The sequence below is a fragment of the Agrobacterium sp. SOY23 genome (assembly GCF_027212525.1).
GTDB classification, from domain to species: Bacteria; Pseudomonadota; Alphaproteobacteria; order Rhizobiales; family Rhizobiaceae; genus Agrobacterium; species Agrobacterium tumefaciens_I.
In genome coordinates this window covers 268,417-292,466 of sequence record NZ_JAPWDT010000004.1, presented here as the reverse complement: position 1 = coordinate 292,466, position 24,050 = coordinate 268,417, and the positions used below count along the sequence as shown (strand labels likewise).

Here is a 24,050-nt window from a genome sequence, read left to right as displayed (position 1 = left end):
GCCGGGCGCATGTCAATACAAAGCCCGCTTTTCCGGCCTCAAGGATCGTTTTTCTCGGGCGGATCGGGCTCCTGTCCATCCTTTTTGGGTGGTGGAGCTGCGGCGAGCTTCTGGAAATAGGCTGAGGTGCGCAAAAGCGAGCTGAACCGCCAGTTCCGCTCCTCCACGGGAACGCCCTCGCGCACCTGCAGCCGGTAGATGGTATAGGCGATGAAAACGATCTGGATCGCGGCCGTATAGCTGAACAGCGCCTTCGGGCCGAACTGGTCGATCAGCACGGAGGCGAGAAGTGGTCCGACCGTCGCGCCCACGGACCAGAAGAACAGGAGCCCGGCCGACATCATCGCATGCTCGCCTTCCTTGGCGTGATCGTTGCCATGCGCGGAACTCAGCGAATAGAGCGGCAGCGCGAAGGCGCCGAAGACGAAGACGCCGACGATGTTGCTCCACTCGTCGGTGCCGGCGAAGAAGGCGAGGAACAGGCCGACGATGACAGAGCCGGCGGTGGTGGCGAGAATGATGATGCGGCGGTCATAACGGTCGGAATAGACGCCGAGCGGATATTGCAGCACCACGCCGCCGATGATGCCGGCGCTCATGAAGGTGGCGATGGCGGTGACGGACATGCCGATCTGTTCGGCATAGATCGGCCCCATATTGCGAAACGCCGCCATGCTGAGGCCGACGGCCACGCAGCCGACTACGGCAAGCGGTGAGATGCGCCAGACCGCGAAAAGATTGAAGGGAATCTGCTTCGGCGGGGTGGGGTTGGATTTGTCGGCAAGCGAGATCGGCACCAGCGAAAGCGACAGGGCCATGGCGATCAGTGAAAACACCACCGGTCCACCGATGCCGGCGATGGGAATGATATATTGCGCAAGCGTCACGGAGCCGAGATCGACGAAACGATAGACGGAGAGCGTGCGCGCCCGGTTGGAATTTGTGACCTGCGCATTGATCCAGCTTTCGATCACGGCGAAAAGACAGGCGACCGCAATGCCGATGACGAAACGCATCAGCATCCAGAACACGGGGTGGATGACGAGCGGCATGGCGATGGATGCCGCGGAAGCGACCGCCGCCATGGTGGCGAAGGTGCGGATATGGCCGATCCGGCGCATGAGCTGCGTCACCGAAATGCAGCCGAGCGCGAAGCCGATGCTGTAGGCGGCGCTGATGAGGCCGATGGTGCTGGCTGAAAATCCCTCGGAAAGGCCGCGCAGCGCGATATAGGTTCCCTGCAGGCCGTTGCCGCCGATCAGAATGCCGGCGGTGACGAGAAGCGGGATAAGAGGTCTGATCTGGCTCATTGCGGGCCGACTCGGTTTGGCGGGCTGGATTAGCCCTATCTAAAGCCAAGGCGGGGGAAAGGACAGTCGCAAGGCGACATTGTTGCGCTTTGCCTTGACAAATCAGGCTGGCCATGCGCTTTTCCGGCAAATTTCGACAGTGCCGCCCATCTGGCCTCCAACAGGCCCACGACACGTTCCAGGATAAAAAAATGCATCGTTACCGCAGCCACACCTGTGCCGCTCTCCGCAAGTCCGACGTTGGCGAAACCGTTCGCCTTTCCGGTTGGGTTCATCGCGTGCGAGATCATGGCGGCGTTCTCTTCATCGACCTTCGTGACCATTACGGGATCACCCAGGTGGTTGCCGATCCTGATAGCCCGGCCTTCAAGGTTGCAGAAACCGTGCGCGGCGAATGGGTCATCCGCATCGACGGCCTCGTCAAGGCCCGTTCGGAAGACACCGTCAACAAGGGCATGGCGACCGGCGAGATCGAGCTTTATGCGCAGGAAATCGAGGTTCTGGGCGTTGCCAAGGAACTGCCGCTGCCGGTCTTCGGCGAGCCCGAGTACCCTGAAGATGTCCGCCTGAAGTACCGCTTCCTCGACCTGCGCCGCGAAACGCTGCACAAAAACATCGTTCGCCGCACGCAGATCATCTCCGCCATGCGCACCGGCATGGGCGATATGGGCTTTGCCGAATATACGACGCCGATCCTCACCGCATCCTCGCCGGAAGGCGCGCGCGACTTCCTCGTGCCCTCGCGCATCCATGAAGGCAAGTTCTTTGCGCTGCCGCAGGCGCCGCAGCAGTACAAGCAGCTTCTGATGATCGCCGGTTTCGACCGCTACTTCCAGATCGCGCCGTGCTTCCGCGATGAAGACCCGCGTGCCGACCGCCTGCCGGGCGAGTTCTACCAGCTCGACGTCGAAATGAGCTTCGTGACCCAGGAAGATGTCTGGACCACGATGGAGCCGATGATGACGGCCGTGTTCGAGAAGTTCGCCGAAGGCAAGCCGGTCACCAAAGAATGGCCGCGCATTCCCTATGACGAGGCAATCCGCAAATACGGCTCCGACAAGCCCGATCTGCGCAACCCGATCGTCATGGAAGCCGTGACCGAACATTTCGATGGTTCGGGCTTCAAGGTCTTCGCGAACATGATCGCCTCCAACCCGAAGGTTCAGGTCTGGGCGATCCCGGCCAAGACCGGTGGTTCGCGCGCATTCTGCGACCGCATGAACGCCTGGGCGCAGTCCCAGGGCCAGCCCGGTCTTGGTTACATCTTCTGGAAGGAAGAAGACGGCAAGGTCGGCGGTTCCGGTCCGCTCGCCAAGAACATCGGCGAGGAACGCACCGAGGCGCTGCGCCAGCAGCTTGGCCTCGAGGCGGGTGACGCCTGCTTCTTCGTTGCCGGCGATCCGGCCAAGTTCTACAAGTTCGCCGGTGAGGCGCGCACCCGCGCTGCCGACGAGTTGAACCTGATCGACCGCGACCGTTTCGAGATGTGCTGGATCGTCGATTTCCCCTTCTTCGAATACAACGAGGAAGAAAAGAAGATCGACTTCGCCCACAACCCCTTCTCCATGCCGCAGGGCGGAATGGAAGCGCTGGAAGGGCAGGATCCGCTGTCCATCAAGGCGTTCCAGTATGACGCGGTCTGCAACGGCTTCGAAATCGCCTCCGGCTCGATCCGTAACCAGTCGCCTGAGCTGATGGTCAAGGCCTTCGAAAAGGTTGGCCTGAGCCAGACGGATGTGGAAGAGCGCTTCGGCGGCCTCTACCGTGCGTTCCAGTATGGCGCGCCTCCGCATGGCGGTTGCGCATTCGGTATCGACCGTGTCGTCATGCTGCTGGTTGGCGCCAAGAACCTGCGCGAAATCACGCTGTTCCCGATGAACCAGCAGGCGCAGGACCTTCTGATGAACGCGCCGTCGCCGGCAACGCCGACCCAGCTTCGCGAACTGGCACTGCGTGTGGTTCCGTCCAAGAAGGACTGATCTGGATTTATTCAGGTTTGAAACAAAGGGCTGGCGGCGACGCCAGCCCTTTTTGTTTTTGCAACGAACGCGGCAAAGTCACAATTTTACCGCGCATTAAACCGAATTCCGCGCACAATCAGCCGAAATCCGATCCCAGTATAGGCCCCGCGTTCACCTGGGGGACGCAAGACTATTTGGGGTTTTAAACTTGGGACAGCGCCGGCCGAACTTCGTTCTTGGTTTCGGCGCGATCATATTTAGAAGGATTTCAGAATGGCACATGAAACGGAAAAAGACCTTGTACCGGCAGGAGGGCAGGCGTCTCCGGCCCAGCCACGCGGCAATTTCGCCGTCAGCCTGCGTTCGCCGGGCGCCAAGTTCCTGATGATCGGCTTCATATCCATGGTTCTGCTGGTGCCGCTTCTGCTTGTCTGGGGGCTGACGGAAGAACGTGCCTCACGGGCGGAAGACGTCTCCGGGCGGATTGCCAGCGGCTGGGGCAGCGATCAGGTGGTGAACGGTCCCTATCTCGCCGTACCTTTCGATGTGGAACGCCGCCGGGAGGTGGATGGCCGCAGCATCGTCGATCGCACGACGGAGTGGGCGCTGGTGATGCCGGAAACGCTGCAGGTCACTGCCGACCTGAAGACCGAGGAAAAGCGCCTGTCGATCTACAGCCTGCCGGTCTATAACGGCAATCTTGTCCTGAACGGCCGCTTTGGCCCCGGCATCCTGCAGGATCTCGCTCGTTTCTCCGGCACGCCGCGGCTGGACAGTGCCATTCTGGTTCTCAGCATTCAGGATATTACCGGCATCCGCTCCAGTGCCGGTGTCAGCATAGACGGCGGTCCGGTTCTGCCCTTCGATCCCGGCATGCGGGATATTTCGGCAATGACGACCCGCGCCGGTCAGGACATCGCGATAAGGTCGGATGCCGGGGTGCACAGGTCGATAGGTAAAGGCCTCATCGAAACCGGTTTCGCCTTCGACATCGCATTCTCCCTGAACGGGTCCGGCAGTTTTGCGGTGGCGCCCGCCGGTCAGACGACAGGCTTTTCGGCGAAGGCCGACTGGCCGCATCCCGGTTTCGAGGGACTGTTCCTGCCGGAGGCAAAGACCGTTACCGCCACCGATTTTACGGCCAGCTGGACGATCCCCTATCTCGCAAGGGGCATAGACCGCGTGGTGGAGGGGACGCGCCTGCCGCTGTCCAGCAGCCTGATGACGATCAACCTTGTGGAACCCGTGAAGTTCTACCAGATCATCGCGCGGACGCTGAAATATTCGATCGGCTTCATCTCGCTGGTTTTCCTTGCCGTCTTCATCGTCGAACTCAAGGGCGGTACCGTCGTGCACTGGATACAATATGTGCTGACGGGGCTGGCGCTGATCGTCTTTTACGTGCTGCTGCTGGCACTCTCCGAACATACAGGCTTCACCGTCGCTTATGCCCCGGCCTCATTGTCGACGGCGGTGCTGATCTCGTTTTACCTCGGGAGCGCAATCAATAGTCGCAGGAACGGTGCGGCCCTGTTCACGGTTCTCGCGGTCGCCTATGGCGTCATGTATCTGGTCCTGAACGAAGACGAATATGCGCTGCTGGCGGGCGCGGTGATCTCCTTCATCGCCATTGCCGCAACCATGTTCGCCACCCGGAGGGTCGACTGGTCGGGAGCCGGCGCTCTGCAGGTGCCACGCGCTACCGACAAGGCCGCATAGCCTCCACCCGGTCCCGTCGGATCGGCATGGATCGGCTGGATAAATGGGGCGGGAGAGGGAATGCTCGCCCGTCCCTTATCCAATCCGCATGGCAGCGGGCAGCGGCGTTGCGGGTGATTTCCCGGATTGTTGCGGCCCGCTGTCGCTTGTGAATTGTCATAAAAACTTAATCAAACTGACAAACCCGGTAGAGGAGTTCTTAAGCCTTGTGCCCCCATTTATCCCTCATGAAATTCTGCAAACGAGGGTTGAATGTTTTCGCTGGTTTCAACGTTCAGGATAGGTCACCGTATCTCGGTGCTGGCGCTGGCTGCGCTGGTCGGTATTGCCGTCATTGCCGGCATGCTGCTTTGGCAAAGGCATATGGAGGCGCGTTATCGCGTCGCCGAAGACAGACTTATCCAGCGGGACGGGGTGCTGATGAGGCTGGTGGACGATCTGCATGAAAGCCGCCTGCACCAGCGGGACTTTCTCCTCTCCAGGGATATGAGTTCCGTGGCGCAGTTCGATCAGACGATGGAGAAGATGCACCAGTCCCTGAGCTTCCTCGAAGGCAGTGCGACGTCCCAGACCCGGACGCGGCTCGAAGCGCTGGCGCAGGGTGCCGTGGCCTATGGTGAACGCATGAAGGCGCTTGTTGCCAAGAACAGGGAGCTTGGCCTCACGCCCGCCGAAGGCCTGGAAGGCGCAATGCGCAATGGCGTGCATTCCATCGAAAAGCTCGTCGACGTCGTCGCCAATGCCGAAATCCGCGCCAGCATGCTGATGATGCGTCGGCACGAAAAGGATTTCATCCTGCGGCGCGACGAAGCCTATGTGGAAAAACATGCCGCCGAGGTAGAGACCTTCAAGGCGCTGGTGAAGCTGGAATACCGGCCGGGTGCGGAACGTCAGCGCATCATGGATGCACTGGAAATATACACGGCGTCCTTCCGTTTTTACGCTGCGGCCGTGCTGGACGAGCAGAAGGCGCGCGAAACCCTCGCTTCCGCCTATAATGCCCTGCTGCCCATCGTTACGGAGATTTCCACGGCCTATCGGCAGGAGAGGGAGGCAAGCGCGCTCGAAAACCAGGTTGCGGCGGAAACGACGGTTTCGATTGTTGTTGCCCTCATCGCCCTTGCCGTCGTGAGCCTTTTCGCGGGCGTCTATTTCATCGGCCGCTCGATAACCCGGCCGGCAACCGCAATCACCGGCGCGATGCGCCGTCTGGCCGAGGGTGAAACCGAATTCGCCGTTCCCGGCCTGCGTCGCAAGGATGAATTCGGTGCCATGGCCCATGCGCTGGAAATCTTCCGGCAGGCGGCCATCGCCAAGATCGAACTGGAAGATCAGGCGCTCGCGGCCCGGCAGCAGGCCGAGGCGGAAAAGACCCGCTTCCAGCGCGAGGCGGAGGCCGAAGCGCAGGCAAGGCTTATGCAGGCGACGACCGGGCTTGCGGCGGCGCTGCGCCGCCTTGCGGCTGGCGATCTCTCCTTCGAACTGAACGAGCCTTTCGCACCGGATTTCGAGGCGCTGCGTCACGATCTCAACCTGACGATCCGTCAGCTTGATGCGGCCATGTCCGGCGTCGTGCAGTCGACCGTGGCGATTGACGGCGGCAGCCAGGAAATCAGCCAGAGTGCTGCCGATCTCGCACGCCGTACCGAGCAGCAGGCGGCCTCGCTGGAGGAGACCGCTGCCGCACTCGATGAACTGACGGCGAATATCCGCATTTCGGCGGATCGTGCGGTGGAAGCTCGCACGATCGCCCATTCGGCCGATGAGGACGCCAATCGTACGGCTGACCTCGTCGTCGACACGATCACGGCTATGGAAAAGATCGAGCAATCCTCGGGCAGGATCGGCAGCATCATCAGCGTCATTGACGAGATCGCCTTCCAGACGAACCTTCTGGCGCTCAATGCCGGTGTCGAGGCGGCCCGCGCCGGCGAAGCGGGCCGGGGCTTTGCCGTCGTTGCCCAGGAGGTGCGCGAACTGGCGCAGCGCTCCGCAAAGGCGGCGGCCGAAATCAAGATACTCATCCAGACCTCCGGCAGCGAAGTGAAGGAAGGGGCGCGTTTCGTCCGGGAAACCGGCGCGGCCCTGTCGCGCATCGGTGGCTCGGTAAAGACGATCAATGACCACATCGAGGCCATCGCGGCAGCCACGAGGGAGCAGTCGCTTGGACTCTCCGAAATCAACACCAGCGTCAACCATCTGGATCAGGGCACACAGCAGAATGCCGCCATGGTCGAGGAGAACAATGCCGCCAGCGCCATGCTGGCCGGCGAGACCACGCGTCTCAAGGAACTGGTGCAGCAGTTCCGGCTGAGCGAAGCTGGCTTACAGGAATACGGCCTGCACGAAGCGGCCTGATCGACCCGCCGCTGCATCTCGCACAAATAAAAAGCCCCGGCATGACCGGGGCTTTTTGGTTTTATTCGTTTGCCGTCACCGTCACGCCGAGCATTTTCGGCAGGGTGTTCGGCGCGCCCATGGCGGCACCCATGATCATCGGGAAGGGAACCGGCTTTTCCGGCTCTGCCGTGATCGAGAAGTTCTTCGGATTGTCGATGTAGGCGTTGATTGCCGTCGACACCATGTTCTGCAGCTCCGGCACGTTGAGCGAGGCCATCATGATCGGGGCCATGCCCTTGATGGTCTGGGCGAGCTGATCGCCGGTCATGCCCTGCTGGCTTGCGGCATAGTCGATCGCGCGCTTGGTGATGCTGGCATCTTCGAAGCTGATTTCGGCATTAACGAAGGACAGCTGCTGCATCAGGCCGAGCATGGCAAGGCTTGCCGCCTGGTCTGCCTGTTCCTTGTTCGGGTTGGCAGCCTGCGCCTTTACCGTCTCCTGCATCGACTTGATGAAGTCGAGCGTGTAGCCGGAGAAACCGAACGACATGTTGAGACGGCCGACGTCATCGAGGTCGATGGCGTATTCCTCGACATCAACGGTACCGGAGGCCACTTCCCAGCTGCCGCTCATGGTCATGTCGCCGGAAAGCGCCTGCAGCTTCAGCTTTTCGATGGCATCCTTGGTCGCCGGATCGGTGACTTCGCTGAGATCAGCCTTGAAGCCGGATGCGTCGAGTTCGAAACCGATCGAGTTCTTGTCGTCGCTGACCGACATCGTCGCGCTGGTTTCCTCAAGCGAGAAAGCCTGCTTGCCGTCGACGGAAACGGAGATCGGGCCGCTATGGGCTTCGTCATAGAACATCAGCGCATCGACGTTGCCCGTGGTGGCATCGGCCGGAATGACAAGGCCGGACATGTAGATGTCGCTCGCCTTGATCTCGATGTTTTCCTGCTTGTAGTCGATATTGTCGAAGCGGGCGTTCTTGATCTTGTAACCGCCGTTGTTTTCCTCGACGCCTTCAAGCGTGATATTGCCGACCGGGATCTTCTTTGCCGGATCTGCGGCCGCGTTGAAGGTCACGCTGTTCAGCGTCACCGTCGAGCCGTTGACGGCGACGGAGCCGGCGGCGATCTCACCGCCCTGCGCTGCGTAAGCTGCATTGATCTTCTTCAGCACATCCCCGCCATCAAGCGCAAAGGCCGGCGCCGAAAGCGTAAGAAGCGCGGCACTCGCAAAAAGAACCTGCCGGGTGGATTTCAGTCTCATGATGTTTCTTCCCTCAACGTACGGCTGTGCACCGTGTCAGAATGCTAATGGTGATACTTATATTCGCGATTATTCAAAGGTCTATAGGATTTAGATCGATTCCCATGACGGCGGCATTGCGGCATTTGCAACGCGGTTAACAAAAAATCGCATGAAAAGGTTGCTTTCATCCACAGCTGCACCCCCTGAATTTCTTGCCGGTTATCGGCATTTCCGCTAGTCAAGCACCATGGGAAAAGATCTTGTACCTCCGTCCGGCGGAGACGATAATATTCATCCGGTCGATTTGAAGGCGGCGCTTGAAGAGCGCTACCTCGCTTACGCCTTGTCCACGATCATGCATCGTGCGCTGCCGGATGTGCGCGACGGCCTGAAGCCGGTTCACCGCCGCATCATTCACGCCATGAGTGAAATGGGTATTCGTCCCAATTCGGCCTTCAAGAAATGCGCGCGTATCGTCGGTGACGTGATCGGTAAGTTCCACCCGCATGGTGACCAGTCGGTCTATGATGCGCTGGTGCGCCTCGCGCAGGATTTCTCGCAGCGTTATCCGATCGTCGACGGGCAGGGCAATTTCGGCAATATCGATGGCGATGGGGCCGCTGCCTATCGTTACACCGAAGCGCGCATGACCGAAGTTGCGGCGTTGCTGCTGGAAGGCATCGGCGAGGATGCGGTGGATTTCCGTGCCACCTATAACGAGGAAGACGAGGAACCCGTTGTCCTGCCGGGCGCTTTCCCCAATCTGCTCGCCAACGGTGCCTCCGGCATTGCCGTCGGCATGGCGACATCGATCCCGCCGCACAACGCCCACGAACTTTGCGACGCGGCGCTTTATCTCATCAAGCATCCCGATGCGACGGTGGAAAAGCTGGTCGAGTTCATTCCCGGCCCCGACCTGCCGACCGGCGGTGTGATCGTAGAAAGCCGCGAGAATATTCTCGATGCCTATAAGACCGGCCGCGGCGGTTTCCGCGTGCGCGCCAAATGGGAAACGGAAGATCTCGGTCGCGGCGGTTACCAGATCGTCATCACCGAAATCCCCTTCCAGGTGCAGAAATCGCGCCTGATCGAAAAGATCGCCGAGTTGCTGATCGCCCGCAAGCTGCCGCTGCTCGAAGATATCCGCGACGAATCCGCCGAGGATGTGCGCATCGTTCTGGTGCCGAAGAGCCGCACCGTCGATGCGACGCTCCTGATGGAATCGCTGTTCCGCCTGTCCGACCTCGAAAGCCGCCTGCCGCTCAACATGAACGTGCTGTCGCTCGGCAAGGTGCCGAAGGTGATGGCGCTGAACGAGGTGCTGAGCGAATGGCTGGCGCACCGCAAGGACGTGCTGGTCCGCCGCTCCCGCCATCGTCTGGCGGCCATCGACCGCAGGCTCGAAATTCTCGGCGGCCTTCTGGTTGCCTATCTCAATCTCGATGAGGTGATCCGCATCATCCGCGAAGAGGATGAGCCAAAACAGGTGATGATGGCCAAGTGGTCACTCACCGACAATCAGGCCGAAGCCATCCTCAATATGCGGCTGCGCAATCTGCGCAAGCTCGAGGAAATCGAAATCCGCAAGGAACACGACGAACTCAGCAGCGAAAAAGCCGAGATCGAGGCGCTGCTCGCTTCCGATGACAAGCAGTGGCAGACCGTCGCCTGGGAAATTGGCGAAGTCAAAAAGAAATATGCCAAGGCAACCGAGATCGGCCGTCGCCGCACCCAGTTCGCGGATGCGCCGGATGCCGATATCGAGGCCATCCAGCAGGCGATGATCGAGAAGGAACCGGTCACCATCGTCATTTCGCAGAAGGGCTGGATCCGGGCGTTGAAGGGACATATGTCCGACACCTCGTCGCTCACCTTCAAGGAAGGCGATGGCCCGAAACTCGCTTTCCCGGCGCAGACCACCGACAAGCTCTTGCTGCTGACGACAGGCGGCAAGGCCTATACGCTCGGCGCCGACAAGCTGCCGGGCGGGCGCGGTCATGGCGAGCCGATCCGCATCATGGTCGACATGGAGAACGATCAGGACATCCTGACCGCCTTCGTCCACGATCCGTCGCGCAAGCTGCTGCTCGTCTCCACCGCCGGCAACGGCTTCATCGTACCCGAGAGCGAAATGGTCGCGAATACCCGCAAGGGCAAGCAGATCATGAATGTCTCGATGCCGGATGAAGCAAAACTCGCGGTGCCGGTCACGGGCGACCATGTCGCGGTTGTCGGCGAAAACCGCAAGCTTTTGGCCTTCCCGTTGGCGCAGGTACCGGAAATGTCGCGCGGCAAGGGCGTGCGCTTGCAGCGCTACAAGGATGGCGGTGTCGTCGATGTGAAATGTTTCGCGCTCGCCGAGGGCTTGTCATGGTCAGACACGGCCGGGCGTCTCTTCAACAAGGTGGATGAAGAACTGCGCGAATGGCTGGCCGACCGCGCGACGGCGGGCCGTACCGTGCCGAAGGGCTTTCCGCGCAGCGGGAAGTTTGGCGGATAATATGTGAATGACGTTCCCGGTGGCAAAGCCGGGGACGTCTTTCCTGTCTTACTTACAAGAGCTCAGCATTCACTGAGGCTTTGACGACAGCTCATTTTTCTTCCGGCACATAAACCTCCCACCCGCGCGGCGTCAGATGCTCCTGCGGGTGATAGCGGGTCTTGTAGCCCATCTTTTCCGAACCATCGACCCAATAGCCGAGATAGACATGCGGCAGGCCGAGTGCGCGGGTGCGGGTGATGTGATCGATGATCATGAAGGTGCCGAGCGAGCGTTTTTCGAGCTCGGGATTGAAGAAGGAATAGACCATCGACAGGCCGTCGCTCATCACGTCACTGAGCGCCACCGCAAGAAGCTCGCCACGCTTGCTGGAATCGATGCCGGAGCCGGGTTCGCGCACGCGATATTCGATGATGCGGGTGTTCACATGTGTGTCTTCCACCATGATCGCATAATCCAGCGCCGACATGTCGGACATGCCGCCGGACTGGTGGCGGTGGTCGAGATAGCGGCGAAACAGGGCGAATTGTTCGGTGGAGGGTTCGGCGGCATGAACCGTGGCGACGACATCCCTGTTGGCGGCGAGAACACGCCGCATCGATTTCGTCGGCTGGAACTGTTCGGTGAGGATGCGCACGGAGACACAGGCGCGGCAGTTTTCGCAGGCCGGGCGATAGGCGATGTTCTGCGAGCGCCTGAAACCGCCCTGGGTCAGAAGATCGTTCATTTCCGAAGCGCGCGGGCCGACCAGATGGGTGAAGACCTTCCGCTCCATCTGGTTCGGCAGATAGGGGCATGTGGCCGGCGCCGTAAGATAGAATTGAGGAGAGGGCGTCGCCTGCGTGTTCATCGAACCGTGATCGCCTCCTGCGTCTGTTATAAAGCGCGCCGCAATTTCACGGGGCTGGCGGCGGCGCTTCAAGCGACATGCATAATGTCACAGAATGGCAAAATGCCGGAAAACGTCAATGCGAGATGCGGCATTTGCCGGGTTTGCAAGCCACGTTTTCGCAGCTTTCGGCAATATCAGCGCGTTCTGACGATGACGGTGCCAAGCAGGAAGTCGTGAACAAGGCGCGAGCGCTCGGTAAACAGGCCTGCAAGCAGAATCAGCGGCGTCAAAACCGAGTTGATGACCCAGAAAAGCACGATGTGCACGGTCGACAGCAGGAAATCGATTCGCTGCCCATCCATGCGCGCCATCGCAATCCCCATCGCCCGCATGCCGGGGGTGGCCTGTGACGGGCCGCCGAGCGTCATGCCGAAATAGAGCACCGCAACGATGACGAACAGCGCCGGGAAGAGGAACCAGCCAAGGCCGAAGGTAATCACGCCGAGAAAAAATACGATGACCGCGGCCGGGATGCACAGAAGCAGAACGATCGCATAGTCGATCAGGAACGCAAAAACCCGCCGGCTCAGGACGCCGCTATAGGCGCGCCAGTCATCCGGTGCGGCATAGGTGGGGTTCTGTTCGAGGCTCATCGGTCGTTTTCTCCTGAAAGGATCTGACAGCTCGGCATGAATGCCGTGTCAGCAGACAATATGGGAAGAAAACGACCGAATACAATAAGCGCTGACCTCAGCCCTTCGCCAGTTTGCGCGCGGCCTCGATGGCGAAATAGGTGAGAATGCCATCGCAACCGGCACGCTTGAAACAGAGAAGCGTTTCCATCATCACGCGCTCACCGTCGATCCAGCCATTCATGGCCGCAGCCTTGATCTGGGTATATTCACCGGAGACCTGATAGGCGAAAGTCGGCAGTCCGAAATTTTCCTTCAGCCGCCAGCAGATATCGAGATAGGGCAGGCCGGGCTTGACCATCAGCATATCGGCGCCTTCCTCCACGTCGAGTGCTGCGTCGCGGATCGCCTCCATGCCGTTGGCGGGGCTGATGTAATAGCTGTTCTTGTCGCCCTTCAGCAGGCCGGCGGTGGAAATCGCCTCACGATAGGGGCCGTAATAGCCGGAAGAGAATTTCGTCGCATAGGACATGATGCCGACATTCTGGTGCCCGGCCGCGTCAAGACCGCGACGGATGGCGCCGATACGGCCGTCCATCATTTCCGACGGAGAGATAATGTCCGAGCCGGCCTCGGCCTGCAGGATTGCAGCCTTGACGACCTGTTCCACCGTCTCGTCATTGACGATCTCGTCACCGCGCAGAATGCCGTCATGCCCGTGACTGGTGAAGGGGTCGAGCGCGACATCGGTGATCATGCCGATATTAGGAACGGCTTTTTTGACCGCAATCGTCGCCTGATTGATGAGATTGTTGGCCTCGAGCGCGTTCGAGCCGGTTTCATCGCGCAGCTCCATCTCGATATTCGGAAAGGTCGCGATTGCCGGAATGCCTAGATCGGCGGCTTCCTTTGCCGCTTCCACCAGCCGGTCGACGCTCATGCGGTTGACGCCGGGCATGGCGGGAATGGGTTCGACAATATTGCTGCCCGGCACGATGAAGACCGGCCAGATGAGATCGTCTACGGTCAGGCGATTTTCCTGAACCAGACGGCGCGTCCAATCCGCCTTGCGATTGCGCCGCATGCGGCGATGGCCGGTGATCTCGTCGACCAGGTGCGTTTTGTCCTGCATGTCAGAATGTCCTTCGGTCAAATTTCGAAAGCTGCATAGCATGAAGCGTTGCCCATGCGAATGCGACAATCTTCCCTCATTGACGTACCGCGTGGGCGATCATGCTTTGACAAGGCAGGCGGCTGAATTCAATATGGACTGGTCGCCCGCCCATCGAGACCGTATCTTCCGGCCATGGAACCTGATTCTCAACCTCTGCCGAAGCGTCCGCTTGCCGAAATTCTCTTTCTGGTCTTCATGAGACTGGTCGCGGTTTCCTGTTTCTGGTTCGGCCTGCAATATTGGGCGATGCTGACGGGTTATTCGCTTGGCGGCCATGGGCGCTTCGATATGCTGAACCTGCCCTGGCGTGTGGCGGGCAGCGCACTGGCGGTTATTTTCCCGGTCGCGGCGCTCGGACTCTGGCTCGGTGCCTCCTGGGGTGCGGTCATGTGGGTCATGGGCGCGGGCGCGCAGATCGCCATGTATAAGGTTTGGCCGCATATCTTCGGCGCCAACACGCTGGTTCCCGTCATGCACGGTCTCGTGGCAACCATTTATATACTATTCCTGGTCGCTTTCTGGCTGGATCAGCGCCAGAATGAAGAACGCGCAAGAATTGATTTACCATAAGAATAAAGCAATTCGGCCTGTTTTCGGGCCGATTTTTATTGCTAAGCCATTGATTTATAATGATCTGTATATGGCCATTCCCGCTTCGCCACAAGTTGGGCCCTCTGGGGAAAATGCAGGTAAGCATTTGTTAATCGTAGCTTTTAAGTAGAATTTTATGCGCATTGATTAGGTTCTCACTCAAGGCGGGAGACAAACAAACACACCGCCAAACAAAACAGTGAGGCAGTCATGATCAATAGCAAAGTTAAGCCCCAGGCCGTTGTTGCCGATGCACATGAAGATACCATCCGCTCGCTCTACATGGAGTCGCTGCACCTGGTGGAACGTCTCCACCGCCGCCTCCTCGATGTCATCAAGGATGAGTTCGACCGTCAGGGTCGCGATGACGTCAATGCCGTTCAGGCCCTGCTGCTGTTCAACATCGGCAATTCCGAACTGACGGCCGGCGAGCTTCGTTCGCGTGGTTATTACCTCGGCTCGAACGTCTCCTACAACGTCAAGAAGCTGGTCGACCTCGGTCTCATCAACCACCAGCGCTCGCGTGTCGACCGTCGCTCGGTCCGCATCAGCCTGACGGAAAAGGGCCAGGAAATCGCCGAAACGGTTGCCCGCCTTTATGAGCGCCACGTCGGTTCGATCGAAAAGGTCGGCGGCATCGGCACCGGCGAGTTCTCCGAAATGAACAAGCTGCTGCAGCGCCTCGATCGCTTCTGGAACGACTCGATCGCTTACCGCCTGTAATACCGCGACGGTTTCACTGTTTAAGCCGGGGGCATTTTTTGCTCCCGGCTTGCGGATTCCACACCCTGCCGCCACGCATTTTTGCCTGTCAAGCCCGACCATCCGCCAGGCCTTCGCCCTGTTTTTCAGGGGAACACAGCTTCGTGAGAAGAGGGCCGTGACACGAATCGGCCATATTGATATGGGACGCGCAAGTCTAAGGAGCCGGCTGTTCCTCCTGTTGTTGCGGCAAGTGCCGATTGTACTGCCAGACACCAGCGCCCTGATCATGCGTATCGGGTAATACCGGCCGGCAGACACGTTGTACGTGTTTGTTAATCATATTGATTTAGGCATTGTTCAGAATGCCGAAGAGAGTGGCTGGTAGGTAGAATGACAAAAAAATCCGTTTCCGATTCCGTATCGCGCCGCGCGCTTCTGCGTTCGGCCGTTTCCGTTGGTGCAGCAGCACTTGCCGCGCCGGCCTTTGCGCAGAACGCGCTCAACGACCTCATGGGCTCTTCGCGCCGCGGCAACTGGGATGACCAGTTCGACGCGAATACCTCGCGTTCGGCCGTGGGCGTTGTTTCCAACAATCCGGTTCTCGGACGGGAAGCCCCTGTCTACATGCAGCAGGCGATCATGCAATATCAGCAGATCGTTCAGAATGGCGGCTGGCCGGAAGTGCCGACGTCCCAGCAGCGTCTCCAGATCGGCGTCTCCGACCCTTCCGTACAGGCGCTGCGTCAGCGACTGATGGTATCGGGCGACCTGCCGCGCGAAGCCGGTATTTCCAGCGCCTTCGATTCCTATGTCGATGGCGCGCTGAAGCGTTTCCAGGCCCGTCACGGCCTTCCGGCGGACGGCGTCAGCGGCGAATACACCACGAAGGCGCTCAATGTTTCGGCGCAGATCCGTCTGGCGCAGCTGCAGACCAACCTCGTGCGCATCCAGTCCATGTCCGGTGATCTCGGCCAGCGTCACCTGATGGTGAATATCCCGGCTGCCGCCATCGAAGCCGTTGAAAATGAACGTGTCGTGCTGCGCAACACCGCCGTTGTCGGCCGCGCCAGCCGCCCGACACACGTCATCAACTCCAAGATTTACGAGGTCATCCTCAATCCTTACTGGACCGCGCCGCGCTCGATCGTCGAAAAGGACATCGTGCCGCTGATGCAGAAGGACCCGACCTATCTGGAGCGGAACAACATCCGCCTCATCGACGGCAAGGGACAGGAAGTCTCGCCGACCGCGGTTGACTGGTTCGCCCCGAAGGCCCCGAACCTGATGTTCCGTCAGGATCCCGGCAAGATCAACGCCATGTCCTCGACGAAGATCAACTTCCACAATCCGAACAACGAATATATGCACGATACGCCGCAGCAGGGCCTGTTCAACAAGCTGATGCGTTTCGAATCCTCCGGCTGCGTGCGCGTGCAGAACGTTCGCGACCTGACGAGCTGGCTGCTGCGCGACACGCCCGGCTGGTCGCGTCAGGAAATGGAACGCGTCATCGCCACCCGGGTTAACACGCCGATCAAGCTGGCGCAGGAAGTTCCTGTCTATTTCGTCTACATCACCGCATGGTCGGCGAAGGACGGCGTGGTTCAGTTCCGCGACGATATCTACGGCAAGGACGGCAATGCCGAACTGGCGCTCAACACCACGAGCGGCATGGAGCAGCCGGCCGGTGCGGTGGACGACGATCTGCTGCCGCGCAACTGATCGGTCTTCCAGAATTTTCGATAAAGAGAGCCGCGCCATCCTGGTGCGGCTTTTTTCTTTGTCGATCATAAAAACAACTGTCGTTTTTTGTCGCAACGTCGCAGTTTGACGGGCAAATCTCGCTGCCCGTATTGCTCTTGTCGGGGCAGGGCGCTAAGACGCCATCGCATTACTGTTTCAGGAGCCTTCACCATGTCGAACACAGATGCTTTCTTCTCCCGTCCGCTTGCCGAAGTCGATCCGGATATTTTCGGCGCGATCGAGAAGGAACTGGGTCGCCAGCGCCACGAGATCGAACTGATCGCCTCGGAAAACATCGTTTCCCGCGCCGTGCTCGAAGCGCAGGGTTCGATCATGACCAACAAATATGCGGAAGGTTATCCGGGCAAGCGTTATTACGGCGGCTGCCAGTTCGTCGATATCGCTGAAGAGCTCGCCATCGAGCGCGCCAAGAAGCTGTTCGGCGTCAACTTCGCCAACGTCCAGCCGAACTCCGGTTCGCAGATGAACCAGGCCGTGTTCCTCGCGCTCCTGCAGCCGGGCGATACCTTCATGGGTCTCGACCTGAACTCGGGCGGCCACCTGACGCATGGTTCGCCGGTCAACATGTCCGGCAAGTGGTTCAATGTCGTGTCCTACGGCGTGCGCGAAGGCGACAACCTTCTCGACATGGACGAAGTGGAGCGCAAGGCCAAGGAACACCGCCCGAAGCTCATTCTCGCCGGCGGCACCGCCTATTCGCGCGTCTGGGACTGGAAGCGTTTCCGCGAGATCGCCGATGAAGTCGGTGCTTATCTCATGGTTGACATGGCCCACATCGCCGGTCTCGTCGCCGGTGGCCAGCATCCGTCGCCGTTCCCGCATTGCCACGTCGCAACGACGACCACGCACAAGTCTCTGCGCGGCCCGCGTGGTGGCATGATCCTCACCAATGACGAGGATCTGGCCAAGAAGTTCAATTCGGCCGTATTCCCCGGCCTGCAGGGCGGCCCGCTGATGCATGTCATCGCCGCCAAGGCCGTCGCCTTCGGTGAAGCGTTGCAGCCGGAATTCAAGGATTATGCCGCACAGGTCGTGAAGAACGCCAAGGCGCTGGCCGAAACCCTGATCGAAGGCGGTCTGGATGTCGTTTCCGGCGGCACCGACAACCACCTGATGCTGGTTGACCTTCGCAAGAAGAACGCGACTGGCAAGCGTGCGGAAGCAGCCCTCGGACGCGCCTACATCACCTGCAACAAGAACGGCATTCCTTTCGACCCGGAAAAGCCCTTCGTCACCTCTGGCGTCCGTCTCGGCACGCCGGCCGGCACGACGCGTGGTTTCAAGGAAGCGGAATTCCGCGAAATCGGCAAGCTGATCGTCGAGGTTCTCGACGGCCTGAAGGTTGCCAATTCGGATGAAGGCAATGCCTCCGTCGAGGCTGCGGTGCGTGAAAAGGTCGTCGGCCTGACCGACCGTTTCCCGATGTACCCGTACATGTAAGGAAAAGAAGACGATGCGCTGCCCATTTTGCGGTTCCGAAGACACACAGGTCAAGGACTCGCGTCCGGCGGAGGACAACACCTCCATCCGTCGGCGGCGCATCTGCCCGGATTGCGGCGGCCGCTTTACGACTTATGAGCGCGTGCAACTGCGCGAGCTGATGGTCATCAAGAAAAGCGGCCGCAAGCTGCCCTTCGACCGCGAAAAGCTGGTGCGTTCCTTCGAGATCGCGCTGCGGAAGCGCCCGGTCGATCGTGACCGGATCGAGCGTGCCGTCTCCGGCATTGCCCGCCGCCTGGAAAGTTCGGGCGAGACCGAAATCCCCTCGGAAGAAATCGGCCTGCAGGTTCTGGAAGCGTTGAAGAGCCTCGATGACGTGGCCTTCGTGCGTTATGCCTCGGTCTATCGCGATTTCAGCCATGCCGAGGATTTCGAGAACGTGATTGCCGAAATCAACGCCAAGATCGCCCGTGATACGGACGGTGGAGCATAGATGTGACGAGCCGTGCCGATGACGAAAGATTCATGGCGCGGGCCATCGAGGTTTCGCTTCGCCACCAGGGCCAGACGCTGACCAACCCATCGGTCGGCTGCGTTCTCGTCAAGGACGGAAAAATCATTGCCGAAGCCGTAACCGCCATCGGCGGCCGGCCGCATGCCGAACGGCAGGCGCTGGAAATCGCCGGCGAGGCGGCGCGTGGCGCGACCGCCTATGTGACACTTGAACCCTGTTCCCATTGGGGCAAGACCCCGCCCTGCGCCAATGCGCTGGTGGAATACGGCGTCGCCCGTGTCGTGGTGGCAGTGGATGATCCCGATGAGCGCGTTTCGGGCCGCGGTTACGCGATCTTACGCGATGCGGGCATCGTTGTGGAAACCGGCCTGCTGCGCGATGAAGGCAAGAGAGCGCTCGCCGGTTACCTCACACGCCAGATGAAAAAACGCCCGCATGTGATTCTGAAGCTTGCTGTTTCCGCCGATGGCATGATTGGCAGGAAAGGCGAGGGGCAGGTGGCGATCACCGGTCCCGAGGCCCGCCATGCCGTGCATGAACTGCGGGCGCGCTGTGATTGCATCCTTGTGGGTATCCGGACGGCGATTGCGGATGATCCGGAACTGACGGTGCGCATCGCCGGTTTGGAGAGCCGCTCGCCGGTGCGGATCGTGCTGGATCGGCAGTTTGAGTTGCCGTTGACGTCTAAGCTGGTGAAGGCGGCGCGCGAGGTGCCGGTGATCGTTGCGGCGATACCCCCCTCTGCCCTACCGGGCATCTCCCCCTCAAGGGGGGAGATCGGCAAGGCGTTGCCCGCTCGCTCAAATTTTGAACCCACCTCTCATTCTCTGTCTATCGATGCCGGGCAGGACGGTGCCCCATCGATCTCCCCCCTTGAGGGGGAGATGCCCGGCAGGGCAGAGGGGGGTAACCCCGAGTCAAAGCGCCAACTCCTGACCGACGCCGGCGTGCAAATCCTCGAAGCGCCGTCGCTAGAAAACCTCCTTCACATCCTCGCCGAAAGCGGTATGTCGGAACTTCTGGTCGAAGGCGGGGCTCTTGCCGCAAAATCATTCCTTGAAGCCGGGCTGGTGGACCGTATCATGCTGTTCGAAAGCCCGGTCGTGATCGGTGAGGGTGGCATTGAAACGCCGCTCAGCCGTGCCGATATTCCGGGCGATTATGCTCTTGTCAGCGAGATAGCCTACGGGCCGGATCGCTGCTTCGAATATGAAAGGCCGATTTGATGTTTACCGGAATTGTCACCGATGTCGGAACCGTGTCCGAACTGGAAGCGCTGCCGGAGGGTGTCCGCCTGCGGGTGGCCACCAATTACGATCCGAAGACCATCGACATGGGCGCTTCGATCTCGCATGGCGGCGTGTGCCTGACCGTGACAAAGCTGCCTGACGACGGCAGCAATGAGCGCTGGTACGAGGTCGAGGCGTGGGAAGAGGCGCTGCGTCTCACCACGATCGCAGGCTGGCAGAAGGGCACGCATGTCAATCTGGAGCGGGCGCTCAAGATCGGTGACGAGCTCGGTGGCCACATCGTCTCCGGCCATGTCGATGGCAGGGCGGAAATACTGTCGGTCGAATCGGAAGGCGAGGCGGTGCGCATTCGCCTGCGCGCGCCGGAGCATCTGGCGAAATTCGTCGCCCCCAAGGGTTCCGTGGCGCTCGATGGTACCTCGCTCACCGTCAATGCCGTTGAAGGCACCGATTTCGACGTGCTGCTGATCCGCCACACGCTTGCCGTCACCACCTGGGGTGAACGCCAGCCGGGCGATTTCGTCAATTTCGAGGTTGATACGATGGCGCGTTATGCCGCAAGGCTTGCGGAATTTCCCTCGGCGTAGACCGACAAGGGACACGGCGGGTTATTATGCTCGCCGACGCCCCGTCCACCCGTCATTCCGGCCCCCGAGCCGGAATCCAGCCAGCCCAAGTCCTTGGGCTGAAAGCGGGCGTGACCGCCGCGCAGATGCGCGTCGACTGGATACCGGCTCAAGGCCGGTATGACGGAACGATCGCGACGAGTACAGCAAACCGCATAATGGTCGCTACCTTGCTTCCGATGAAGCTCAAAACACTATAAGACGTCTCTTCAGCCGTTTTCACCCAAAACGGGGAGGGGAAATACAACATGCCGTCTTTTGAACTGCTGACAGCCTTTTTCATCACCACTGCCCTGTTTGCCTATATTCCCGGCCCGGCCATGCTTTATGCGGCGGCGCAAACCATGGCGCGTGGCCGGTTTGCCGGGCTGATGGCGGTGCTCGGTATCCATGTCGGCTGCTATTTCCACATTTTCGCGGCGGCTGCGGGTCTTTCGGTGCTGTTTCAGGCGGTGCCGTGGCTTTACCTTGCGGTGAAGCTGTGCGGCGCGCTTTATCTGGTCTGGCTCGGTTTTTCGATGCTGCGCAGCAAGATGGAAGGCGAGGCGGTCAATCTGACCATCGAGCCGAAATCGGCCCGCCGCGCTTTCATCGACAGCATCATCGTTGACGTGCTCAATCCGAAGACGGCACTGTTCTTTCTGGCCTTCCTGCCGCAATTCGTCGATCCGGCAGCCGCCTTTCCGGTCTGGCTGCAGTTCCTGATCCTCGGCATCGCCGTCAATTTCATCTTCTCCTCCGCCGATCTCGTCGGCGTGCTTCTGGCGGGCGCCATGGTCGGGCGTCTGAAGCGATCCAGCGCCGTGCAGGCACTCGCCCGCCGCGCCGCCGGAACGGTGCTGATGGGGCTCGGCGTACATCTGGCTTTCCAGAAAAGCTGATTTTTCAGCCGCGCCACACGGACATCAAGCCTTGCAGGATGCCGCGCAAACGGGTCATGCTGCGCGGGTAATGCATGAAAATACTTGCCAAGAACGGCCAGCCGTGGTTTGACCGCCGCAAATGCCGGTATGATCCGGCGTAAAGCTTTTCGGGAAAATCCCCAGGAACCCTCACATGTCCAAACCCCATCTTCTTATCGTGGAAGCACGTTTTTATGACGATATGGCAGATGCCCTTCTCGAAGGCGCGAAGTTCGCGCTCGATGAAGTCGGCGCCACCTATGACGTCATCACCGTTCCCGGCGCGCTGGAAATCCCCGCCGCCATCGCCATGGCGCTCGATGGTGCCGACAATGACGGCACCGAATATGACGGCTTCGTCGCGCTCGGCATGGTCATTCGCGGTGAGACCTATCACTTCGATATCGTCTCCAACGAATCCTCCCGCGCCCTGATGGATCTCGCCGTCAGCGAATCGCTGCCGATCGGCAACGGCATCCTCACCGTCGAAAATGACGAGCAGGCATGGGCGCGCGTGCGCCGCTCCGACAAGGACAAGGGCGGTTTTGCCGCCCGCGCGGCGCTCACCATGATCGAGCTGAAAAAGAAACTGGGTGGCTGAACGCATGTCGGATGTTGAAAATGGCGGCGAACCGCGCCAGCCTTCGGTAAAGCCCGCCAACCAGCGCGGCGCGGCCCGCCTTGCGGCCGTGCAGGCGCTTTACCAGATGGATGTCGGCGGAACCGGCGTAATGGAAGTCGTTGCCGAATATGAGGCGCACCGTCTCGGCCAGGAAGTCGATGGCGATACCTATCTGAAGGCCGATCCTTCGTGGTTCCGTTCGATCGTTTCGGGTGTGGTACGCGACCAGACGAAGATCGACCCGCTGGTGCGCTCCGCCCTTCTGGAAGACTGGCCGCTTTCGCGTCTCGATGCCACCGTGCGCGCCATCCTGCGTGCCGGCACCTTCGAGATTCTCGAGCGCAAGGACGTGCCGGTTGCCGTCATCGTCACGGAATATGTTGAAATCGCCCGTGCGTTCTTCGAGCACGACGAGCCCAAACTGGTGAATGCGGTGCTTGACCGCATCGCCAAACAGGTGCGCGGCGAGGCAAAACGCTAATAACAGGCAGGTGAGGAAGAGATGAGCGCAGTTTCCGTCCCCGGACTTGAAGTTCAACTGGACGAGGCGAAGCGCAACGTCTTCCTCCTCTCCATGGCGCAGGCGATCATGGGATCGGCCGCGCCCTTAAGCTTTTCGGTCGGTGCGCTCGCGGGTTATCAGCTGCTCGGCGCCGACAAGTCACTGGCGACCGCGCCGCTCACCGGCTTCAACATTGGCGTGGCGCTCGGCGCCATCTGCGTGGCGGCAGCATCCCGTTTCCTCGGCCGCAAGGCCGGTTTCATGGTCGGCGCGCTGATGTGCTCCATCGGCGGCGGCATTGCCGCGGTTGCACTCTTCCGTTCGGATTTCTGGCTGTTTGCAGTTGGCCTGCTGCTGATCGGCATTTCCGGCGGCTTCACGCAGAAAATCCGCTTCGCCGCTGCGGACGCATCGCCATCCTTCTACAAGCCGAAGGCAATCTCGTGGATTCTGGCAGGCGGCATCATCTCCGCCATTGTCGGGCCGCAACTGGCGATTCTCGGGAAGGACCTGCTTGCACCGGTCACCTTCGCTGGTGCATTCATCGCGCTGGTGCCGCTCGGTCTCGTCTCTATCGCCATTCTGGCATTTCTGAAATTGCCGGACCCGAAGGCGGCTTCCACCCATACGGGGGCGGTGAGACCCCTGTCGGAAATCGTTCGCACCCAGCGTTTCGTCACCGGCATGATTTGCGGCATTGGCTCTTATGCCCTGATGACTTTCATGATGACCGGCGCGCCGCTCGCCATGGTGGTCGGCTGCGGTTTCCCGACCGAACTCGCCACGCTCGGCATCCAGTGGCATGTTCTCGCCATGTTCGGCCCGAGCTTCTTCACCGGCATGCTGATTTCCCGATTCGGCGCGGAAAAAATCGTGGCGACGGGCCTCATCGTGTTGATGGCCTGCGCGATTGTCGCCCATATGGGCATAGAACTGTGGAATTTCTGGGCGGCGCTCATCCTTCTTGGTCTCGGCTGGAATTTCGGTTTCATCGGCGCAACCGCCATCATCACTTCCAGCTACCGCCCGCATGAGGCGGACAAGGTGCAGGGCTTCCACGATATCGTGCTGTTCGGCACGGTGGCGTTGTCGTCCTTCTCGTCCGGCAAGGTGTTCACGGCCTGGGGCTGGTCGGTGATGAACCTCGTCATCTGGCCGGTTGCGGGACTTTGCCTTGTGCTTGTCCTCTCCCTGCTTCTGACAACGCGCAAAAAAGCCGCCTGAGTCGCGCGCGGCACTCTACCCCTTTCAAGTTTCAGGCAAATTTGTGGGCTTGACGCGAGACCTCGCGCCAACGCAATCTCCGTGCGAGGACATTTTTCCTTGGGAGGGGAACAAATGCCCAATGGGGGACTTCGGACAGGCTGTCCGTCTCCTTCTGCACAAGGTTTCGCCGCGCCGGGGAGGGAGTGAG

General features: G+C 60.1%; 20 protein-coding genes. 15 read left to right on the top strand and 5 right to left on the bottom strand.

The features are described 5' to 3' along the window. Positions 1–38: 38 nt before the first annotated feature. Positions 39–1,310: an MFS transporter gene (locus O3S81_RS13685; protein ID WP_269343963.1), complete on the bottom strand. Its 1,272-nt coding sequence runs from the start codon at positions 1,308–1,310 to the stop codon at positions 39–41. Positions 1,311–1,501: 191 nt separating this feature from the next. Here O3S81_RS13685 and aspS point away from each other — a divergent pair, with 191 nt between their 5' ends. The 3 genes from aspS (at position 1,502) to O3S81_RS13670 (ending at position 7,348) form a co-directional block, all read left to right on the top strand. Next, positions 1,502–3,289 (top strand): aspartate--tRNA ligase, encoded by a 1,788-nt coding sequence (aspS, locus tag O3S81_RS13680; protein ID WP_269343961.1) that lies wholly within the window; start codon positions 1,502–1,504, stop codon positions 3,287–3,289. A 255-nt stretch (positions 3,290–3,544) separates the two neighbouring features. Beyond that, positions 3,545–4,990, top strand: a complete 1,446-nt coding sequence (creD, locus tag O3S81_RS13675; protein ID WP_269343960.1) for a cell envelope integrity protein CreD — start codon at positions 3,545–3,547, stop codon at positions 4,988–4,990. Positions 4,991–5,242: 252 nt separating this feature from the next. After that, positions 5,243–7,348, top strand: a complete 2,106-nt coding sequence (locus O3S81_RS13670; protein WP_269343958.1) for a methyl-accepting chemotaxis protein — start codon at positions 5,243–5,245, stop codon at positions 7,346–7,348. A 61-nt stretch (positions 7,349–7,409) separates the two neighbouring features. Here the strand turns inward: O3S81_RS13670 and O3S81_RS13665 are convergent, their stop codons facing one another. Beyond that, positions 7,410–8,600, bottom strand: coding sequence for a hypothetical protein (locus O3S81_RS13665; RefSeq protein ID WP_269343957.1), 1,191 nt, complete (start codon positions 8,598–8,600; stop codon positions 7,410–7,412). A gap of 229 nt (positions 8,601–8,829) precedes the next feature. On the opposite strand from O3S81_RS13665, the gene parC reads away from it, so the two are divergent. After that, positions 8,830–11,082, top strand: a complete 2,253-nt coding sequence (gene parC, locus O3S81_RS13660) for a DNA topoisomerase IV subunit A (protein WP_269343955.1) — start codon at positions 8,830–8,832, stop codon at positions 11,080–11,082. 91 nt (positions 11,083–11,173) lie between these two features. Here parC and O3S81_RS13655 read toward each other — a convergent pair whose 3' ends face one another. The 3 genes from O3S81_RS13655 to hemB form a co-directional block, all read right to left on the bottom strand. Continuing rightward, positions 11,174–11,932: an arginyltransferase gene (locus O3S81_RS13655; protein WP_269343953.1), complete on the bottom strand. Its 759-nt coding sequence runs from the start codon at positions 11,930–11,932 to the stop codon at positions 11,174–11,176. Between the two features lie 176 nt (positions 11,933–12,108). Next, positions 12,109–12,567 (bottom strand): RDD family protein, encoded by a 459-nt coding sequence (locus O3S81_RS13650; RefSeq protein ID WP_269343951.1) that lies wholly within the window; start codon positions 12,565–12,567, stop codon positions 12,109–12,111. Between the two features lie 97 nt (positions 12,568–12,664). Beyond that, positions 12,665–13,678 carry a porphobilinogen synthase gene (gene hemB / locus O3S81_RS13645; protein WP_269343950.1) on the bottom strand — a complete coding sequence of 338 codons (1,014 nt, stop codon included), beginning with the start codon at positions 13,676–13,678 and terminating at the stop codon, positions 12,665–12,667. Between the two features lie 174 nt (positions 13,679–13,852). On the opposite strand from hemB, the gene O3S81_RS13640 reads away from it, so the two are divergent. The 11 genes from O3S81_RS13640 (at position 13,853) to O3S81_RS13590 (ending at position 23,860) form a co-directional block, all read left to right on the top strand. After that, entirely contained in the window at positions 13,853–14,290 is a 438-nt protein-coding gene (locus O3S81_RS13640) for a DUF6163 family protein (protein ID WP_003502204.1), read from the top strand. 234 nt (positions 14,291–14,524) lie between these two features. After that, positions 14,525–15,034, top strand: a complete 510-nt coding sequence (gene ldtR, locus O3S81_RS13635) for a transcriptional regulator LdtR (RefSeq protein ID WP_026363448.1) — start codon at positions 14,525–14,527, stop codon at positions 15,032–15,034. Positions 15,035–15,406: 372 nt separating this feature from the next. Further along, complete coding sequence (locus tag O3S81_RS13630) at positions 15,407–16,738, top strand: L,D-transpeptidase family protein (RefSeq protein ID WP_269343949.1); 1,332 nt, start codon at positions 15,407–15,409, stop codon at positions 16,736–16,738. A gap of 192 nt (positions 16,739–16,930) precedes the next feature. Beyond that, positions 16,931–18,220: a serine hydroxymethyltransferase gene (glyA, locus tag O3S81_RS13625; protein ID WP_269343948.1), complete on the top strand. Its 1,290-nt coding sequence runs from the start codon at positions 16,931–16,933 to the stop codon at positions 18,218–18,220. A gap of 13 nt (positions 18,221–18,233) precedes the next feature. Next, positions 18,234–18,713 (top strand): transcriptional regulator NrdR, encoded by a 480-nt coding sequence (nrdR, locus tag O3S81_RS13620; protein ID WP_003502218.1) that lies wholly within the window; start codon positions 18,234–18,236, stop codon positions 18,711–18,713. 2 nt (positions 18,714–18,715) lie between these two features. After that, the gene (gene ribD, locus O3S81_RS13615) at positions 18,716–19,960 is read left to right on the top strand and encodes a bifunctional diaminohydroxyphosphoribosylaminopyrimidine deaminase/5-amino-6-(5-phosphoribosylamino)uracil reductase RibD (protein ID WP_269343945.1); all 1,245 of its coding nucleotides are present in this window, start codon (positions 18,716–18,718) and stop codon (positions 19,958–19,960) included. Continuing rightward, positions 19,960–20,571 (top strand): riboflavin synthase, encoded by a 612-nt coding sequence (locus O3S81_RS13610; RefSeq protein ID WP_269343943.1) that lies wholly within the window; start codon positions 19,960–19,962, stop codon positions 20,569–20,571. The genes ribD and O3S81_RS13610 overlap by 1 nt, the downstream gene beginning before the upstream one ends. Before the next feature lie 287 nt (positions 20,572–20,858). Then, positions 20,859–21,491, top strand: coding sequence for a LysE family translocator (locus O3S81_RS13605; protein WP_269343942.1), 633 nt, complete (start codon positions 20,859–20,861; stop codon positions 21,489–21,491). Positions 21,492–21,666: 175 nt separating this feature from the next. Next, a complete protein-coding gene (locus tag O3S81_RS13600; protein WP_269343941.1) occupies positions 21,667–22,113 on the top strand; it encodes a 6,7-dimethyl-8-ribityllumazine synthase in 447 nt (148 codons plus the stop codon). Positions 22,114–22,117: 4 nt separating this feature from the next. Continuing rightward, positions 22,118–22,615: a transcription antitermination factor NusB gene (nusB, locus tag O3S81_RS13595; protein ID WP_010971444.1), complete on the top strand. Its 498-nt coding sequence runs from the start codon at positions 22,118–22,120 to the stop codon at positions 22,613–22,615. Positions 22,616–22,636: 21 nt separating this feature from the next. Then, the gene (locus O3S81_RS13590) at positions 22,637–23,860 is read left to right on the top strand and encodes an MFS transporter (protein ID WP_269343938.1); all 1,224 of its coding nucleotides are present in this window, start codon (positions 22,637–22,639) and stop codon (positions 23,858–23,860) included. Positions 23,861–24,050 lie beyond the last annotated feature (190 nt).

Excerpts from the sequence above, each read along its gene's own strand:
- O3S81_RS13665 (WP_269343957.1), bottom strand. The coding sequence starts at position 8,600 with ATGAGACTGAAATCCACCCGGCAGGTTCTTTTTGCGAGTGCCGCGCTT.
- nrdR (WP_003502218.1), top strand. The coding sequence starts at position 18,234 with ATGCGCTGCCCATTTTGCGGTTCCGAAGACACACAGGTCAAGGACTCG.
- glyA (WP_269343948.1), top strand. The coding sequence starts at position 16,931 with ATGTCGAACACAGATGCTTTCTTCTCCCGTCCGCTTGCCGAAGTCGAT.
- creD (WP_269343960.1), top strand. The coding sequence starts at position 3,545 with ATGGCACATGAAACGGAAAAAGACCTTGTACCGGCAGGAGGGCAGGCG.
- parC (WP_269343955.1), top strand. The coding sequence starts at position 8,830 with ATGGGAAAAGATCTTGTACCTCCGTCCGGCGGAGACGATAATATTCAT.
- hemB (WP_269343950.1), bottom strand. The coding sequence starts at position 13,678 with ATGCAGGACAAAACGCACCTGGTCGACGAGATCACCGGCCATCGCCGC.
- O3S81_RS13640 (WP_003502204.1), top strand. The coding sequence starts at position 13,853 with ATGGAACCTGATTCTCAACCTCTGCCGAAGCGTCCGCTTGCCGAAATT.
- O3S81_RS13630 (WP_269343949.1), top strand. The coding sequence starts at position 15,407 with ATGACAAAAAAATCCGTTTCCGATTCCGTATCGCGCCGCGCGCTTCTG.
- O3S81_RS13610 (WP_269343943.1), top strand. The coding sequence starts at position 19,960 with ATGTTTACCGGAATTGTCACCGATGTCGGAACCGTGTCCGAACTGGAA.
- O3S81_RS13670 (WP_269343958.1), top strand. The coding sequence starts at position 5,243 with ATGTTTTCGCTGGTTTCAACGTTCAGGATAGGTCACCGTATCTCGGTG.
- aspS (WP_269343961.1), top strand. The coding sequence starts at position 1,502 with ATGCATCGTTACCGCAGCCACACCTGTGCCGCTCTCCGCAAGTCCGAC.
- O3S81_RS13655 (WP_269343953.1), bottom strand. The coding sequence starts at position 11,932 with ATGAACACGCAGGCGACGCCCTCTCCTCAATTCTATCTTACGGCGCCG.
- O3S81_RS13605 (WP_269343942.1), top strand. The coding sequence starts at position 20,859 with ATGCCGTCTTTTGAACTGCTGACAGCCTTTTTCATCACCACTGCCCTG.
- O3S81_RS13650 (WP_269343951.1), bottom strand. The coding sequence starts at position 12,567 with ATGAGCCTCGAACAGAACCCCACCTATGCCGCACCGGATGACTGGCGC.
- O3S81_RS13685 (WP_269343963.1), bottom strand. The coding sequence starts at position 1,310 with ATGAGCCAGATCAGACCTCTTATCCCGCTTCTCGTCACCGCCGGCATT.
- O3S81_RS13600 (WP_269343941.1), top strand. The coding sequence starts at position 21,667 with ATGTCCAAACCCCATCTTCTTATCGTGGAAGCACGTTTTTATGACGAT.
- O3S81_RS13590 (WP_269343938.1), top strand. The coding sequence starts at position 22,637 with ATGAGCGCAGTTTCCGTCCCCGGACTTGAAGTTCAACTGGACGAGGCG.
- nusB (WP_010971444.1), top strand. The coding sequence starts at position 22,118 with ATGTCGGATGTTGAAAATGGCGGCGAACCGCGCCAGCCTTCGGTAAAG.